Origin of the sequence: Haloferax sp. Atlit-109R, assembly GCF_003665865.1 — an archaeon.
GTDB lineage: Archaea > Halobacteriota > Halobacteria > Halobacteriales > Haloferacaceae > Haloferax > Haloferax volcanii.
Window position 1 is genome coordinate 955299 of sequence record NZ_QPLO01000002.1, and the last position, 16549, is coordinate 971847.

A 16549-nucleotide genomic window follows, 5' to 3' on the forward strand; every position below is an offset into this window, starting at 1 on the left:
AATCTACCGTTGGACGACGATGTAATCCTTGACCGCCTGCACGCGATTCACCGGGACTCGGAACCGTCCGTGGTCGTCCTGGTCGAACGAGACGCGTCCGGGGGAGATTTGCTCGTTCGGCTGGACGAGCAGGTCGTGCAGCTCGCCCGATTTCATATCCATCGTGATGTTGTACAGCATCCCGAGCTCCGTCCCGTCCGAGCCCATAACGGCCTTTCCGGAGAGGTTCTCGGCGAGTATGTCGGCCATACACACCCCTTCCTCGTCGGTTCACATAAACGGTACGGGCACGTCTGACGAGCGGCCGACGAACCCCCCATCCCGCCTGCGGGCCGCGAGAACAGTCGACACGGCAAATCGTGGGATTCGTGCGCGCGGCCGTGACGATGGACTTAACTTGAGTCACCGACTCGATTCCGGTAAGAGCTTTCTCCGGGGCGATTCTTCATGTCCGACACTGATTCGACGTCACAATCCGATACGCTTCGCACACCCATCGTGGCCGTCCTCGGCCACGTGGACCACGGGAAGACGAGTCTTCTCGACAAGATTCGCGGCTCCGCCGTCAGCGAGGGTGAGGCCGGTGCTATCACCCAGCACATCGGCGCGACCGCGGTCCCCTTAGACACCGTCTCGCAGATGGCCGGCAGTCTGGTCAAACCCGAGGACTTCGACCTCCCGGGGCTGTTGTTCATCGACACGCCGGGGCACCACTCCTTTAGCACCCTCCGCTCGCGCGGCGGGGCGCTGGCCGACATCGCCATCCTCGTGGTCGACGTGAACGACAGCTTCCAGCCGCAGACCGAGGAGGCAATCGACATCCTCAAGCGGACGGGGACGCCGTTCATCGTGGCCGCGAACAAGATAGACACCACGCCGGGCTGGAACCCCCAAGAGGGGGCACCCATCCAGAAGACCTACGAGGAGCAGTCACAGCGCGCGCGCTCGAAACTCGACGAGAAGCTGTACGAGATTATCGGTGAACTCTCCGACCGGGGCTTTTCCTCCGACTTCTACTGGCGCGTCCAGAACTTCCAGTCCAACATCGGCGTCGTTCCCGTCTCCGCGCTCACCGGCGAGGGGATTCCGGACCTGCTGGGCGTCCTGATGGGCCTCTCGCAGCGCTACATGAAAGACGAGATGGCCATCGACGTGGCCGGTCCCGGCTCCGGGACGGTCCTCGAAGTCAAGGAGGAACGCGGCTTCGGCGCGACCCTCGACGTGGTCCTCTACGACGGGACGATTCGCGCGGGCGACACCGTCGTCGTCGGCGGCGCGAACGACCCCATCGTCACCGAGGTCCGCGCGCTCCTCCAGCCCCGGCCGAACGCCGAGATTCGCACCGAAAAGCGGTTCGACAAGGTCGAGGAGGTCCGCGCCGCGGCCGGCGTGAAAATCGCCGCGCCCGACCTCGAAGACGCGATGGCCGGCGCGCCGGTCCGCGTCGTCGGCGACCGCGACCTCGACGAGGTCGTCCGCGAGGTCGAAGCCGAACTCGCGGACATCGAGGTCACCACGGAAGAAGAGGGCGTCGTCGTCAAGGCCGACACCCTCGGCAGCCTCGAAGCCATGGCGAACGCCTTACAGGAGGCCGAAGTGCCCATCCTCCGCGCCGAGGTCGGCGACGTGGCCCCGCGCGACGTGGCCGTCGCCTCGACCGCCCGCGAACCCGAACACAAAGTCATCCTCGGGTTCAACGTGGACGTGCTCTCGAACGCCGAGGCCGAACTCGACAAGAACGACGTGAAACTGTTCGAAGACGACGTTATCTATCAGCTCGTCGAGGAGTACGAAGAGCACGTCGAGGAGATGAAGCGCGCCCAACAGGAGACGATTCTCGACAAAATCGTCCGCCCGTGTCGGTTCCGCATCCTCGAAGACCACGTCTTCCGACAGAACAACCCCGCCGTCGTCGGCGTCGAAGTCATGTCCGGGACCATCAAGAACAACATGAACGTCGTGAAGTGGGAAGACGGCGAGCCCAACCGCGTCGGCCAGCTCTCGGGCATCCAGGAGAACGGCGAGGACGTGTCGAGCGCCCGCGCCGGCTCGCGCGTCAGCGTCGCCATCGACGGCCCGACGGTCGGCCGCCAGATAGCGGAGGGCGACGAGCTCTGGATCGAACTCCCCGAGAAGCACGCGAAGATTCTCGAACAGGAGCTCCGAGACGACATCCCCACCGACGAACTGGAGGCGCTGTCGGGCTACCTCGAAAAACACCGCCGGCGCGACCCCTTCTGGGGGAAGTAGGCGACTAACCGCGCCCCGATTGTTCCGTTGGTTCACCGCACCCGTGAGCCGCACGGCCCTCCCGTCGGGCGAAATAGCTAATATTCACACGTTCGTATTCGCCGCCGAGTGGTATCATGCGCACACGAACATCCCATAGCGACAGCATCGTCTCGGAAGCGACGCGGTACGACGCCATTCTCGCGACACTACCGCTCCCGCTCGTCGTCGGTGCGGCGGTCGGCGCGCTCTCGCCGCTCCCGATTTCGCCCGTCGTGGGAACGAGCGGCCTCGTCTCGGCGGCCGTGCTCGCCTACGGGTTGTTCGTTGCGACACCGAAATCGGCGGCGGGTCCGACCAGCGGCCCGGGCGCGTCCGCCGAGACCGACGCCCCGATCGACGGCGTCACCACTCGCGTCCGCGACGACGCCGGTCGGAACCGCCGTCGCGGGAGCGTCTGAGCGGGGTCGCTCGCTCGCCTTGCGCTCAGGGGCGGTTCCACTCCCAGAACCAGTACGCCGCGCCGAACAGCATCAGCCCCGCGCCGAGAGCCGAAGTCGCCGGTTCGGGGAAGACAAACAGCAGGAATCCGACGATGATGAGCGTCGTCGGGCCAATCTCGTCCGCGTAGTCGAAAATCGAAACCATACCTCCCTTTCGACCGCCTCCGTGAAGTGTATTGTTCTCGTTCTGAGATGACGAGAGTACGAGCTGAAACGAAGGACGAGACGACGAAGCAACGACGAGAAATCGGTCGGCAGGTCACAACGGCGCGTCAGTGGCCACTCGGACCCCGACGGCAACGGGGGTCGGTCGGGGTTACCGAGCGGCGGGGGTGAGGTCGTCTCCGACGGCGCTCATCACCTGAAACGCCGCGGTTGCGGCTAGCCCGCGGGCGACCTCATTTCGGTCTTCGTCGGTGAGTCCGGCGTCGAGTTCGTCGGCGTCCGGCGAGAAGCCGGCGCTGACGGGGTGGCCGACCGGCGGGTGGACGGCCACGGTGGCGAGCGGCCCGGTCGACCCGGTCGAGAGCTCCGACCCGACGGCGAAGCCTTCGGGGAGGTACGACTCCGTCCGCGAGACGATACCGGCGACGGCCCGCCGGAGCGCGTCCATCTGGTCGACGGTCAGTTCTCGGTCGGCCGACGCCTGGCCGGCCCCAGTCACGCCGGGAGCGCCCGCATATGGGTTGTTCCCGTTCATCAGTCGTCTGCGATACGGGAAGGACGTGTAAAAAGCCGTCGTCGGTCACCGACGCGGCGGACGAATCGAAAGCGGATGACGACGTGGTGACGACGTGGTGACGACGCCGTCAGGCCGGTCGCGGAAGCGAGACGGTGACGACGGTCCCGTGGGACTTCGGCGTCGAGATGTCGAGCGACCCGCCGGAGGCGTCGACGATGGCGCGGACCAGCCAGAGGCCGACGCCGCTGGTGTGCGAAAGCGGCGTCTCCGAGCCCGAAAGCAGGGCCTCGCGCTCGGCGTCCGGGATGCCGGGACCGTTGTCGGTGACGGTCACCCCGACGACCTCGCCGAGCTGCCAGACGCCGACGTGTACCTCCGGGTCGTCGCAGTCGGAGTGGACGACGGCGTTATCGAGTAGTTCTGCGATGCTCCGCGGGAGCGCCGGGTGCGCCCGCGCGACGAGCGTCTCCGGCGAGGCGACCGAGACCTGTACCGCCGGGTACTCCATTTCGAGGTCCTCGACGGCGTCTGTGACCGCAGACGTGAGGTCGACGTCGACCTCGTTCCCCTCCGCGAGCTCGACGGTCCTGAGGAGCGCGACCTCGTCGCTTACCTCGACCAGTCGGCTCGCTCGCTCTCGAATCGCCTCGACGGGGTCGGTGTTCGCGTCCGCGTCGTCCCGCGGCTCGACCAGTTCGGCGTAGCCGAGAATGGCGGTGCAGGCGTTCCTGATGTCGTGTCTGAGGATTCGATGGAGGACGCTCGTGTGGGCGAGCGTCGACTCCAGTTGCTCGGAGGTCCGGTCCAGTTCGGACTGGCTCCGGTCGACGAGAACGTACACCAACAGCGCCGACAGGACGACGAACAGCCATCCCTTCACCGTCTGGATGAGGTCGTGGTTGGGGAGCCCCGCCACGAGACTGTCGCTCGTCGCGACCCAGAGGAACCCGAAGGCGGCGTAGATGAGCGCCACTCGCCTCGGGGACAGGTCGAACGGCGCATCACCACTCATGCCCGAGCAATACTCACAAACGCTGATGAGTCCGTCGGTCAGCGCGGCGTGTCAGAAGACGGACTCGCTTTGCCCGTAGGCCGCGACCGTGACCGCGGTGGTGTAGCCCTCGCCCTCGTGCGTGCCGGTGGTGAGCGCGACTTCCTCGTCATCGAACGACCACTCTCGGAGGTTCCGGCCCGCTTCGAGGCCGTCGATGACGGCCGCGCGGACGCTGTCTTCGTCGGTTCCGGACGCCTCGTAGAACAGCCCGGGACCGGAGCCGGTCGCCCAGCCGAGGCCGGCGACGACCGTCTCGCCGGGCGTCGCGGTGGTCTCGCGGGCCTGCACCACGGTCAGTCGGTTGCCCGCCGGGCCGAGGTCGGGAGCCACGTCGACCGCCTCGACGGTCGCGTCGGCGGGGACGACCGACGAGACGGCGACGAGGTTGTAGTTGTGGATGTTGGCGGCGGCGAGCGCGGCGTCGTACGACGCCATCTCCGTGGGGGCGGTGCCGACCCCGCGGACGACGCGAATCGTGTTCATGTCCGAACTCTCGCGGCGGCGGAAAAGGGGGTTACGAATAGCGGCGCTCGAAAGCTGGGGAATGGGTGGCGTCCGTGACCGCCCCCGGCGGCGGTGGTCCCCGGCCGCCGACCTCAGTACTGGTAGTCCGTGAAGCCCGAGATGGGGCCGGTACCGGACTCGTCGACGTTCGAGAGCTTCTCGTGGGCGGCGTCGAAGTCCGCGCCCGTCACCTCGGTCCGGCCGTCGCGGATGGCGAACATCCCGGCCTCGGTCGTGAGCGACGCGATGTCCGCGCCGGAGTAGTCGTCGAGTTCCTCGGCGAGCGCGTCGAGGTCTACGTCGTCGGCGACGTTCATGTCGCGGGTGTGGATGTCGAGGATGTGGCGGCGTCCCTCGACGGCGGGCTTGGGCACCTCGATGAGGCGGTCGAACCGGCCGGGCCGGAGGATGGCCTCGTCGAGCATGTCGAAGCGGTTGGTCGCCGCGATGATGCGGATGTCGCCGCGGTCGTCGAAGCCGTCCATCTCCGAGAGCAGCTGCATCATCGTGCGCTGGACCTCGGCGTCGCCGGAGGTCTTCGAGTCCGTCCGCTTCGAGGCGACGGCGTCGATTTCGTCGATAAAGATGACCACCGGTTCGCGCTCGGCGGCGAGCTTGAACAGGTCGCGGACCAGCCGCGCGCCCTCGCCGATGAACTTCTGGACGAGTTCGGAGCCGGCCATCTTGATGAACGAGGCGTTGGTCTCGTTGGCGACGGCCTTCGCGAGCATCGTCTTCCCGGTGCCCGGCGGGCCGTAGAGGAGCACGCCCGACGGCGGGTCGATGCCGACCTCAGCGAACATCTCGGGGTTTTCGAGGGGTTGTTCGACCGCCTCGCGGACCTCGCGGACCTGCTCGTCGATGCCGCCGATGTCGTCGTAGGTGACCGTCGGTGACTCGACGACCTCCATCGCCTGCGCCCGCGCGTCCGTCTCGTCGTCGAGGACGGTCTGGACGGCGAACGAGTCGTTGATGGCGACGCGGTCGCCGGGCTCGATGTCGTCGATGTTCAGGCTCGGTGCGAACTCGGTCAGGACCTCCTGGTTGTTGCCGTGCTGCTTGATGATGACGCCGTCGTCGGTCAGCTCCTCGACCGTGGCGATGTAGTACGAGGCCGTCTTCAGCGCCTCGTTGCGCGCTTTCATCTGGTCGACCTCGTCGACTAACTCGGCGTGGCGGTCATCGGCGTTCTGGAGCCGCTGGTCGAGTTCGCGGTTGACGTCGACCATGCGTTCGAAGTGCTGGCGGAGTGCAGACAGCCGCTCTGCATCCGACATCTCGGGGTCCAGATCGAGATGAGGACGTTCCGGGAGAGATGGACTCCGTGACATCAGTGATTGGCCTCACTTAGGTATGCGCGTAAATGTGCCTTTGGGTCAGAGAACCCGACTGCCGCGCTCGAAGCGGCTTTAGGTGGCGGCGGTCCCGTGGCGCTCGCTCGCGGCGGCGAATCGCAGGCCGGCAGCGCGACGCCGCGGCTCACGGGCACGAGCGGGTCGCAGGAACGCGCTGTCGCAGGAACGCGCGAAGCAACGAAGACGAAGGTGTGGAAGGAGGAAGTTGCGGAGGTTCGGTGTGTACAGGTCGCCCCTCGTTTCGGCCCGACGTGCCCTCCGCGAGAAGGGATACGACGCCCACCGACTTGAAAGGAATTCGTCATCGCCGAGAACGTCCCGTAAATCGGGATGTCGGTATTCATCCGGTAGTATCCGGCGAGCGACCGCTTCCGAGAGTCGCGGTCGGCGGTCGTCAGCGGGTCCGTTCGCCCTGATAGCTGCCGTCGTAGGTCTCGTCGTGAGTCGCGTCCGCGAGGACGATTTGGGCGACGCGCGCGCCGCGTTCGAGTTCGACCGGGTGGTGGACCTCCAAGAGGCCCTCGCCTTTCCCCTCGTAGCCGGCGTCCCAGACGGCCGTGTTCAGCATACAGGAGTTCCGCATGAGCGACGACCGCGGGTAGATGAAGCCGACGTGGTCCTCGGGGATGTGGACCGTCTCGGCGTACTGGAGGACGTAGCCGCCGGGGTCGAGTCGGTACGTCTCGGTGTCCGGGTCGGCGCAGTCGAGGGCGCGGCGCTCCCCGACGGTCTTTCCCTCGCGACCGAGGCGACCCGGTTCGACCTGTTCGAGGACCGCTTCGAGCGTCAGGTCGACGCCGTTGGGTTGGACCTGTTCGGTCGTGACCGGCGAGATGTGCTGTGCGACGAACGAGCCAGCGCGGTGCATATCCGAACCCCGGCCAGCGGGCGCAAAACTGTGCCGAACCTCGACCGTCATCACCGCCTGAACGCCACCCCGATTCCCGCGCCGCGACGGGGCCGAAACACGCCCGCGGTGGGGGCGGTGACGACCCCCGCGGTGACCAGTCACATTGGAGAACCAACAAGGAGTTTAATGGCCCTTAGACGCTAGAAATCCAGAGACGGCGCTATCGTTCACGTTCGAAGATAGGGAAGTACGCGGGATTTATATCCGAGGACCATCGACGTTCGGGTGTTATGGGACAGACGCTCACGGAAAAGATTCTCTCGGACCACCTCGTCGAGGGTGACCTCACCCCCGGAGAGGAGATCGGAATCGAAATCGACCAAGTCCTGATGCAGGACACGACCGGGACGATGGTCTGGCTCCAGTTCGAGGCGCTCGACCTCGACGAGGCCCAGACCGAACTCGCGGCCCAGTACTGCGACCACCAGACCTACCAGTTCGACTTCAAGAACACGGACGACCACCGCTTCCTCCGTTCCGCGGCCGGGACATATGGTGCCCACTTCTCCCGCCCCGGTAACGGTATCTGCCACAACGTCCACAAGGAGAACTTCGCCGCGCCCGGCAAGACGCTCCTCGGCTCGGACTCCCACACGCCGACCCCCGGCGGCCTCGGCCAGCTCGCCATCGGTGCCGGCGGCCTCGACATCGCCGTCGCCATGGGCGGCGGCGCGTACTACGTCGAGATGCCCGAAGTCGTGAACGTCCGCCTCGAAGGCGAGCTCCCCGAGTGGTCCTCCGCGAAGGACGTCATCCTCGAGATGCTCCGCCGCGAGACCGTCAAGGGCGGCGTCGGCAAGGTCTTCGAGTACACCGGCCCCGGTGCTGAATCGCTCACCGTGCCCGAGCGAACCACCATCACCAACATGGGGACCGAACTCGGTGCCACCTCGTCGCTGTTCGAGACCGACGAGAAGACCAAAGACTACCTCGAACGTCAGGGCCGCGGCGACGAGTACGTCGAGCTGACGGCCGACGACGACGCCGAATACGCCGACGAAATCGTCATCGACCTCAGCGAGCTCGAACCGCTCATCGCCTGCCCGTCGATGCCCGACAACGTGGTGCCGGTCCGCGAAGTCGCCGGCGAGACGGTCGAGCAGGTCCTCGTCGGGTCCTGTACCAACGGCGGCTACGAGGACGTCCTCCCGGCCGCGAAGATGGTCAAGGACCAGGAGGTCGCAAAGCACCTCGAGATGATCGTCGCGCCCGGTTCGAAGCAGGCCGGCGAGATGCTCGCCCGCGAGGGCTGGACGGCCGAGATGATGGCGGCCGGCGTCAACGTCTCCGAGGCGACGTGTGGCCCGTGTATCGGTATCGGCCACGTCCCCGCCTCCGACTCCGTCTCGCTGCGCACCTTCAACCGCAACTTCGAGGGCCGCTCGGGCATCGAAGACGACAACGTCTACCTCTGTTCGCCGCAGGTCGCCGCCGCCGCGGCGCTCAAGGGCGAAATCGTCGACCCGCGCGACCTCGCCGACGAGCTCGGCCTCGACGCCCCCGGCGTCGAACTCCCCGACAAGTACGACGGCTCGAAGACGGACCTCATCTACGCCGACGACGCCATCGACGACGAGCTCATCAAGGGCCCGAACATCGGCGAAGTTCCCCTGCAGGACCCCCTCGGCTCCGACATCTCGGGTGAGACCCTCCTGAAGATGGAGGACAACATCACGACCGACCACATCATCCCGGCGACGTCCGACATCCTCAAGTTCCGCTCGAACATCGAGCGCCTCTCGGACTTCACGCTCTCGCGCGTCGACGAGACGTTCGCCCAGCGCGCCAAGGAAGCCGGCTCCGGCGTCCTCGTCGCGGGCGAGAACTACGGTCAGGGCTCCTCGCGCGAACACGCCGCGATGTGTCCGATGTACCTCGGCATCGAGGCCGTCCTCGCGCAGTCGTTCGCTCGCATCCACAAGGCGAACCTGTTCAACTTCGGTATCGTCCCCCTCGCAATCGACGAGGAGACGTACGAGAAGATCGAGCAGGGCGACGACGTCGAAATCGTCGACGACGTTGCCGACGCCGTCGAATCCGGCCAGGAAGAGTTCACCATCCGCGTGAACGACGACTGGGAAGCGACGGCGAACCTGCACGCCTCCGAACGCGAGCGTCGTATCCTCACCGCCGGCGGCAAGCTCCCCCTCACGAAGCAGCAGGCCGAGGGCGGCGCTGCCCCCGCGGACGACTGAACGCGACCGACACCACCTTCTCACTTTTTCGCGCGGCGAGCGGCGGCCATCGCGCGGCCGGCGGGGGGACCCGCCCGCGACCGTGAGCGTTCCTCCCGATTCCCGCAGGCCCGTGCCGTCGGGCTTTTGCGTGCCAACCACGTAGCGCCGGGCGTGACGGCGTTCGACGACGCGCTCGCCGACGACGCGGTCGTCAGGCGAGTCGACCGGGCGGACCTCCTCGACGTGCTCCGCATCGAGCGGACCTGTTTCTCCGAGCCGTGGCCGTACTCCGCGTTCGAGATGTTCGTCGACGAGCCGGCGTTCCTCGTCGCCGCCCGCGGGGACGAGGTGCTCGGCTACGTCGTCGCCGACGTGATGCCCAACCACGGCAACGACATCGGCCACGTGAAGGACCTCGCGGTCCGCCCGGCGGCCCGCGGCAACGGCCTCGGCCGGCGGTTGCTCGTCCGGTCGCTGACGGCGATGGCCATCGCGGGCGCGACCGTCGTGAAACTCGAAGTCCGCGCCTCGAACGAGCCGGCAATCGGCCTTTACCGGAGCCTCGGCTTCGAACCCGCCCGCCGGGTGCCGAGCTACTACGGCGACGGCGAGGACGCGTACGTCATGGTCCTCGACGTAGCCGAGTGGCAAAGCGCTTGACAGGACCGCAGACGGTCGAACGAGGGCTTATCACGACGAGCCGCGTACACGAGTTGTGTTACCGCCCCCCACCGTCCTCTGTGTGAGTGACGACGACGCGTTCGCGGCGTCGCTCGACTCGTCGCTGTCGTCGCTCGACGAGACGACGGTCGTCCGCCACGTTCGCACCCCCGCCGCGGCGCGCGCGGAGCTCGTCGCCGCCGCGGCCGTCTCGTGTGTCGTCTTCACCGCACCCACGACGACCGGTGACGAGGGGGCGTTCGTCCGCGACATCTACGCGCAGGGTATCGACATCCCGGTCGTCGTCGCGGCCGCCGACCGCGAGGTCGCGGCGCGCGCGGTCGAAGCCGGCGCGACGGACTACGTCGTCCGCGACGACGACCCCGAGACGATGTCGTGGCTGGCCTTTCGCGTCGAGCGGGCGCTCGGCGAGTGCAGCCTCGCACGGGACCACCGAGACCGCATCGAACAACAGCGCGTCGTCTCGGAAGTCGGCACGCGGGCGCTGACCGCCGCCGACCTCGACTCGACGCTCGACCACGCCGCGCGTCGCGTCCGCGACGTGCTCGACGCGGACTCCGTCACCATCTTCGAGGGGCTCGACGACGGCGCGTTTCGCGTCGCCGCCGCCGCGGGCTGGTCGGCGGACCGGAGTCACGGACCCGCCGCGGTCGGAGGGACGCAGGCGGCCGAGACCTACCGGACCGGCCGTTCGACGCTCGTCGACGACTTCGACGCCGACGAGCGCTTCGAGCGCGCGGCCGACGGCCCCCCGTCGGGACCGAAAAGCGGGATGAGTGCGGCCATCGGCGGCGACGGGACCTGCTGGGGGGTCATCAACGTCCACGGCGTCGCCTGCGGGCAGTTCTGCGACGACGACGTGCTGTTCTTGGAGAACATCGCGGCCGTCGTCGGCGCGGCGAGCGAGCGTCACGAGCTCAAAGGGGCGCTCTCGGAGGTGTTAGCGCGGATGGACGAGGCGGTGATGGGGTTCGACGCGGACTGGCGGGTCACGTACGTCAACTCGACGGCCGAACACGGACTCGGGATGTCCGCCGCGGCGGTGCTGGGGACGCGCATCTGGGACTCGGTCCCCGAGGCGAGCGTCTTCCGCGAGGAGTTCGAGCGCGCGATGGAGCGACAGGAGCCCGCGACCTTCGAGACCTACTACGAGCGCCTCGAAACGTGGTACGCGGTTCGGGCGTACCCCTCCGAGACGGGGCTGTCCGTCTACTTCACCGACATCACGGAGCGGTTGGAACACGAGGTCGAAGCCGAGCAGTACGGGCGGATGCTGGCGGCCGTCGCCGACGCGGTGTACGCGCTGGACGACGAGGGGCGGTTCGCGGCCGTCAATCCGGCGTTCGAGCGGCTCACCGGACTCGACCGCGACCGCGTCATCGGCTCGTCGACGGCCCTGCTCGCCCAGCACGCCACCGCGACCGACGGGAGCGACGAGGCGTTCGCGGCCACGTCGCGAGGCATCGTCGAACTCGAACTCCGGACGCCCGACGGCGAGGTCGTCCGGGTCGAGAACCACCGAACGCCGCTCGTCGTCGGCGGCGAGGAGGTCGGCTCGGTCGGCGTCCTCCGCGACGTGACGAAGCGACACCGCTACGAGCGCCTGCTGGCGACGCTCCACGACCGGACCCGCGAGATGATGGGCGCGACCGACAGACAGACCGTCCTCCGGGCGGCCGCCGACGCCTGCGACGAGGTGCTCGGTGACGCCCGAACCGAACTGTTCGTCTTCGACGAGGCGGACACGAGTCTCGTCCGCGTGGGCGCGGCGGGGACCGGCCTCGGCGACAAACCGCTCGACGGCGGCCTCGACCGCGGCGGCGTCTGGGACGCGTTCGTCTCCGGCGAGGTCCGCGTGGTCGAACTCGCGCCCGACGGGGGCGTCGTCGACGGCGTCGAGCGCGTCATCGCCGCGCCGCTCGGTCGCCACGGCGTGCTCGTCACCGGCCATCCCGGCACCGTCGCGCCGAACGAGGTCGACGTGGAGCTCGTGAACCTGCTTTCCGCGACCGTCGAGGAGCTGCTCGAACGCATCGACGCCGAGGCGGAGCTCCGCGAGCGCGACCGCCGGCTCGAAGCCCAAAACGAGGCGCTCACCCGGCTCGACCGAATCAACGAGACCATCCGGAACATCAACCAGTCGCTCATCCGCGCGCCGACCCGGGGCGCGGCGCTGTCGGAAGTTGCCGAACACCTCGTCGACACCGACGGTATCACGGTCGTCTGGCACGCCGAGGTCAGCGACATCGACGAGGCGTACCGCCCGCCGAGCGACGCGGTCCACGGCGCTGACACCGCCTACGCCGACCGGCTCGGTGAGGTGGCGACCGCGGACCCGCTGTGTTCGCTGCTCGAAGCCGCCGTGGAGAGCCGAGAGAAGCAGGTGGTCGCGGACGTGCTCGACGACCCCGCGTGGGCCGACCACCGCGGCGACGCCCTCAGCTACGGGTTCCGAGCCATCGCGGTCATCCCCGCGGTCGCTGACGGCCAAGTGGAGGCGCTGTTCGTCGTCCACGCGACCGGGGCGAGCGCCTTCGACGACGACGGCCTGCTCACCGAACTGGGGGAGGCGGTCGGCTACGCGCTCGCGGCCACGGGGCGCGCCGACGCCATGTTGACCGAGCGCCGGACGAGCGTACAGGTACGGCTCGGCGGCGACCGGCTGTCGATATCGCGGCTCGCCCGGCGGGTCGGCCGCGCGGTGAGTCTCAGCGGCGTCATCCCGCAGTCCGACGGCTCGGTCATCGCGTTCGTCGCCAGCGACGCGGAGCCCGAGGACGTCGTCGCCGCCGGGAGAGACATCGCGACGCGCGTGCGCCACGTCTCGACCGACGACTCGGGGTCGCTGTTCGAACTCCGCCTCCCGCGGGAGTCGCTGTTCGAGACGCTGTACGCCTCGGAGGCGACGCTCCGCGCGCTCGACGCGACGCCGACGCAAACCACGCTCACCGCCGAGGTTCCGACGCGCGTCCGAGTCCGGTCGTTCGTCGACGCGCTCGACTCGAACTACCCCGGGACGAGTCTGCTGTCGCGGCGGACCGCCGCCGGGGCCGAGTCGCCCCAGACGTTCGCCGCCGAGATGCGCGAGGCGTGGACGAGCCGCCAGCACGAGTCGATTCGGGCGGCCCACCTCGCCGGGTTCTACGAGTGGCCGCGCCGCAGCACCGCCGAGACGCTCGCCGAGACGTTCGACATCAGCGCGCCGACCTACCAGTACCACCTGCGCGCGGCCGAGCGAAAACTGGTCGAACGCGTCTTCGAGTGACGACGTACCACGTGTAGACCAGCGATACCAACTGATTTTCAGTTGCGGTTCTAGGTACCTAGAGGTGGCGCGCGCGTCACCACTAGTTGGATAGCAGCGACCGATATACCCGCGAGCGTCATCGGTGCGGATGTCGGCGAGGCGCCGGCGCGAACCGAACCATGGACGAAACTCGCGTGTTACCGGGCAACGATGTGGGATGGAATACGGGGTCGACTGACGAGGTCGTCGCCCGACACGACTGGAGCAGACGAGACACTCTGGCGGTGACGGTCGTCACCGCGACCGCTCAACTGCACGGCGTGGACGCCATCGACCTCCCACCGCTGTCCGAGGCTATCGACCCCGACGCGCTCTGTCAACTGTTCGCCCCGCTGGCGCGGGTGGCGGCGACCGACGGCGGCACTCGCGGGTCGATAGCGCCCGCTCGCGGTCGAATCGGGTTCCGGTACGCTGCCTGCGACGTGACCGTCTGGGCCGACGGCACGGTCATCGTCACGCCCGCCTGACGCATCGACACACGAACGAATCGGTAATCCCACCACCACAACCACCACACTACGCCGCACTCCACGGGGGTGCCGCGACTGCCGACCGCCGCCCGCACCCACCACCACCATCACCACGCGGGCGAGGCGGCCACATTTCCTTTGACGACCGACGACGCCGACGCGGCGCGATGCGACACGAAACGACACGACGCGACGCAACGCGACACTGGGCGACGCGAGAGTGCGACGGGTTTTGGTACACAGAGCCGCTACCGGCGGGCATGGGATACGCCTGTCCGGTCTGCGACGCGCCGCAACGCGACGAGACGCACCTCGCGAACCACCTCGCGTTACAGGCCATCGTCCACGGCGACGACCACGAGACGTGGCTGGACGAACACGCCCCCGAGTGGGCCGACCTGAACGCCGACTCGCTCGGCCCGCTCGTGGCCGACCTCGCGGAGGAACGCGAGTTCGACGAGGTGTTCGAAGACACGGTCGACCGCACGGGCGGCCCCGGCCATGCTCACCCGCACGGACAGGAACACGACCACGACATCCCCGACCGACAGCCGCAACCGTTCGGCGGGGCCGGCGGGTCGGAGTCGCTGTCGGGTGACGCCGCGCGCATCTTCGAGGAGGCGCAGTCGCTCACCCGCGAGATGGTCGCGGACGACGGCGAGGACGGCGAGAACGGCGAGCGTGAGGACGCGCCGCGGGACGGCGACGACGCCCGCGACGCCACCGATGCCGACGACCGCGGCGAGGAGACCGACGGCGCGGACAGGAAAGAGTCGTAAGTCCGGACCCCGAACCGACTGGCGATGGAAACCCACGGGACGATTGCGCCGGCGTCGCTCGACGAGGCCGAGGCCGCCTTCGACCGCGTCGGACCGACCGCACAGGTGGTCGTCCGCGAGACGGCCAAGGCGATGGAGTTCGACCGCGAGGAGTACAGCGAACGCGTCACCGGCGACGTAATCGAGACCGTCCGGAACGCGCTGTTCGCGGAGTCGCTTTCGGTCACGGTCGGCACGCGCGCCGAGTTCGACGACTGGCGTTCGACCCACGAGGAGTACGAGGTGGTCGAACTCGGCAACCCCGACGTAGAGCGCGTCGCGTGGCACGCGGTCCCCTTCGCGGAGACGGTGCTGGCGACGACATTCCAAAACGAGGAGGACGCCGCCGTCAGCACGCTCCGACGCAACGCCTTCGGCCGCATCTACCGCGACGCGCTCCTCGGAGAGGAAGCCGAGGGCGACGGGAGTGAGACTGAATCCGAGAGCGACGCGACCGGAGCGGACCGATGACCGACGACGGCCGCCGACACGAGCGCCTGCCCGACCCCGAGTGGCGCGTACTGGAGTCCGAAACCGAGTACGACACCGGCTGGTTCACCGGCGGCTACGACCTCGTCGAACAGCCCAACGGAACCACGAAGCGCTACTACTGGGCCGAACTGGCGACCGCGGTCGTCGTCGTCGCGGTCGCGGACGACCACGTCGTCTTCGTCGAGCAGTACCGGCCGAACATCCGCCAGACGCAGCTCGAACTGCCCGCGGGCGTCGTCGAGAAGGGCGAGTCGTTCACCGACGCCGGGGTGCGCGAACTCCGCGAGGAGACGGGCTTCGCCGCCGACTCGGCGTCGGTCATCGGCGACGTGTGGTGTTCGACGGGCGTCCTCCGGCACCGCCGCGGCTTCGTCTTCGCCGAGGGCCTCACGCCGGTCGAGCGCGACCTCGACGACAACGAGTTCCTCTCGGTCCGCGCCGTGCCGGTCGAGGAAGCCATCGAGCGGGCGACCGAACCGCCGACGAACGACGCGACCGTCGAGGGCGTGCTCTTCGCCCGCGACGAGGGCCTGCTGTAAATGGTCGACGAGGTCACCCCCGCAGCAGTCGAAGAACTCCTCGCCGGCGAGGACCCGCCGCTCGTCGTGGACGTGAGCACGGAGGCGGAGTTCGCGCTCGGGCACGTGCCGGGGAGCATCAACGTCCCGCTTTCGAACCTCGTTTCGCATCTCGACCGCGTCGCGGGCGCAGAACGCATCGTCACCGTCTGCCCGCGGGGCGAGGCGAGCGTGCAGGCCGTCCGCCTGCTGTCGGCCTACGAGGGGACCGAAGACGCCCGCATCCAGAGCATGGCCGGCGGGCTCGCGGCGTGGGACGGCCCGCTCGAAGAGGGCCTCGACGAGGGTGCGGACGGCGACGAAGAAGACGGCGACGAGAGGAACTGAACGGCGTCGCTGGGCGGTGACGCGACTGGAGACGCGAACGGTCGGGGAATTGGCGGACTAACGGCTCGCGCGCGCTGGCTTGCTTCGAAAAAATCTCGACGGCGGGCTAACTCAGAGGTCGGTCACGCGACGTTGAACCCCTTTTCGCGGAGGAAGTCCTCCACGCGGCCGCGGTGGTTGCCTTGGAGTTCGATGGAATCGTCTTCGACGGTTCCACCGCAAGCGAACTTCGACTTGAGGTCCGACGACAGGCTGTCCATGTCGACGTCCCTCGGGTCGAATCCCTCGATGACTGTAACCTCTTTTCCGTAGCGGCGCTCGTCGATGCGGATGACTATCTCCTGAGACTCTTTCGCCACGTCCTCGCAGACGCAGAGCTCTTCAGGGAGCCCGCACGTCGAGCAGACTTCCGACATTACAGTGTGGACCTACAAGATGGGGATATTAAACAGTATCGGGAGG

General features: G+C 68.0%; 18 protein-coding genes. 10 read left to right on the plus strand and 8 right to left on the minus strand.

The features are described 5' to 3' along the window. Positions 1–3 precede the first annotated feature (3 nt). Positions 4–249 carry a PRC-barrel domain-containing protein gene (locus tag DVK03_RS13410; protein ID WP_004041843.1) on the minus strand — a complete coding sequence of 82 codons (246 nt, stop codon included), beginning with the start codon at positions 247–249 and terminating at the stop codon, positions 4–6. Between the two features lie 198 nt (positions 250–447). On the opposite strand from DVK03_RS13410, the gene infB reads away from it, so the two are divergent. Next, the gene (gene infB, locus DVK03_RS13415; RefSeq protein ID WP_049916525.1) at positions 448–2250 is read left to right on the plus strand and encodes a translation initiation factor IF-2; all 1803 of its coding nucleotides are present in this window, start codon (positions 448–450) and stop codon (positions 2248–2250) included. Positions 2251–2366: 116 nt separating this feature from the next. Continuing rightward, positions 2367–2690, plus strand: a complete 324-nt coding sequence (locus DVK03_RS13420; RefSeq protein ID WP_115803223.1) for a hypothetical protein — start codon at positions 2367–2369, stop codon at positions 2688–2690. A 25-nt stretch (positions 2691–2715) separates the two neighbouring features. Here the strand turns inward: DVK03_RS13420 and DVK03_RS20100 are convergent, their stop codons facing one another. The 6 genes from DVK03_RS20100 to DVK03_RS13445 all read right to left on the minus strand — a co-directional run bounded on the left by DVK03_RS20100 (position 2716) and on the right by DVK03_RS13445 (position 7195). Further along, positions 2716–2877, minus strand: a complete 162-nt coding sequence (locus DVK03_RS20100; protein ID WP_006601142.1) for a hypothetical protein — start codon at positions 2875–2877, stop codon at positions 2716–2718. A 171-nt stretch (positions 2878–3048) separates the two neighbouring features. Beyond that, positions 3049–3432 carry a DUF5811 family protein gene (locus tag DVK03_RS13425; protein WP_004062941.1) on the minus strand — a complete coding sequence of 128 codons (384 nt, stop codon included), beginning with the start codon at positions 3430–3432 and terminating at the stop codon, positions 3049–3051. A 109-nt stretch (positions 3433–3541) separates the two neighbouring features. Further along, positions 3542–4387 carry a sensor histidine kinase KdpD gene (locus DVK03_RS13430; protein ID WP_004041839.1) on the minus strand — a complete coding sequence of 282 codons (846 nt, stop codon included), beginning with the start codon at positions 4385–4387 and terminating at the stop codon, positions 3542–3544. A 90-nt stretch (positions 4388–4477) separates the two neighbouring features. Further along, on the minus strand, positions 4478–4951 hold the full coding sequence (locus DVK03_RS13435; protein ID WP_004041838.1) for a pyruvoyl-dependent arginine decarboxylase: 474 nt from the start codon (positions 4949–4951) through the stop codon (positions 4478–4480). Positions 4952–5064: 113 nt separating this feature from the next. Then, a complete protein-coding gene (gene pan2, locus DVK03_RS13440) occupies positions 5065–6303 on the minus strand; it encodes a proteasome-activating nucleotidase Pan2 (RefSeq protein WP_049896234.1) in 1239 nt (412 codons plus the stop codon). A gap of 418 nt (positions 6304–6721) precedes the next feature. Further along, positions 6722–7195, minus strand: coding sequence for a deoxyuridine 5'-triphosphate nucleotidohydrolase (locus DVK03_RS13445; protein ID WP_115803225.1), 474 nt, complete (start codon positions 7193–7195; stop codon positions 6722–6724). Between the two features lie 272 nt (positions 7196–7467). Here DVK03_RS13445 and DVK03_RS13450 point away from each other — a divergent pair, with 272 nt between their 5' ends. The 8 genes from DVK03_RS13450 (at position 7468) to DVK03_RS13485 (ending at position 16087) form a co-directional block, all read left to right on the plus strand. Next, a complete protein-coding gene (locus tag DVK03_RS13450) occupies positions 7468–9432 on the plus strand; it encodes an aconitate hydratase (RefSeq protein ID WP_115803227.1) in 1965 nt (654 codons plus the stop codon). A 153-nt stretch (positions 9433–9585) separates the two neighbouring features. Next, on the plus strand, positions 9586–10074 hold the full coding sequence (rimI, locus tag DVK03_RS13455) for a ribosomal protein S18-alanine N-acetyltransferase (protein ID WP_006601140.1): 489 nt from the start codon (positions 9586–9588) through the stop codon (positions 10072–10074). Between the two features lie 82 nt (positions 10075–10156). Continuing rightward, entirely contained in the window at positions 10157–13360 is a 3204-nt protein-coding gene (locus DVK03_RS13460) for a bacterio-opsin activator domain-containing protein (RefSeq protein ID WP_115803333.1), read from the plus strand. Positions 13361–13521: 161 nt separating this feature from the next. Then, on the plus strand, positions 13522–13869 hold the full coding sequence (locus DVK03_RS13465; RefSeq protein ID WP_115803229.1) for a HalOD1 output domain-containing protein: 348 nt from the start codon (positions 13522–13524) through the stop codon (positions 13867–13869). Positions 13870–14132: 263 nt separating this feature from the next. Then, entirely contained in the window at positions 14133–14651 is a 519-nt protein-coding gene (locus DVK03_RS13470) for a DUF5810 domain-containing protein (protein WP_004041830.1), read from the plus strand. Between the two features lie 24 nt (positions 14652–14675). Continuing rightward, positions 14676–15161 carry a DUF5809 family protein gene (locus tag DVK03_RS13475; protein ID WP_115803230.1) on the plus strand — a complete coding sequence of 162 codons (486 nt, stop codon included), beginning with the start codon at positions 14676–14678 and terminating at the stop codon, positions 15159–15161. Further along, positions 15158–15721: an NUDIX hydrolase gene (locus tag DVK03_RS13480; RefSeq protein ID WP_006601135.1), complete on the plus strand. Its 564-nt coding sequence runs from the start codon at positions 15158–15160 to the stop codon at positions 15719–15721. Before DVK03_RS13475 ends, DVK03_RS13480 begins: the two co-directional genes overlap by 4 nt. Continuing rightward, a complete protein-coding gene (locus DVK03_RS13485; RefSeq protein ID WP_004062953.1) occupies positions 15722–16087 on the plus strand; it encodes a rhodanese-like domain-containing protein in 366 nt (121 codons plus the stop codon). Positions 16088–16209: 122 nt separating this feature from the next. Here the strand turns inward: DVK03_RS13485 and yciH are convergent, their stop codons facing one another. After that, positions 16210–16503: a stress response translation initiation inhibitor YciH gene (gene yciH, locus DVK03_RS13490; RefSeq protein ID WP_004041826.1), complete on the minus strand. Its 294-nt coding sequence runs from the start codon at positions 16501–16503 to the stop codon at positions 16210–16212. Positions 16504–16549: the final 46 nt, after the last annotated feature.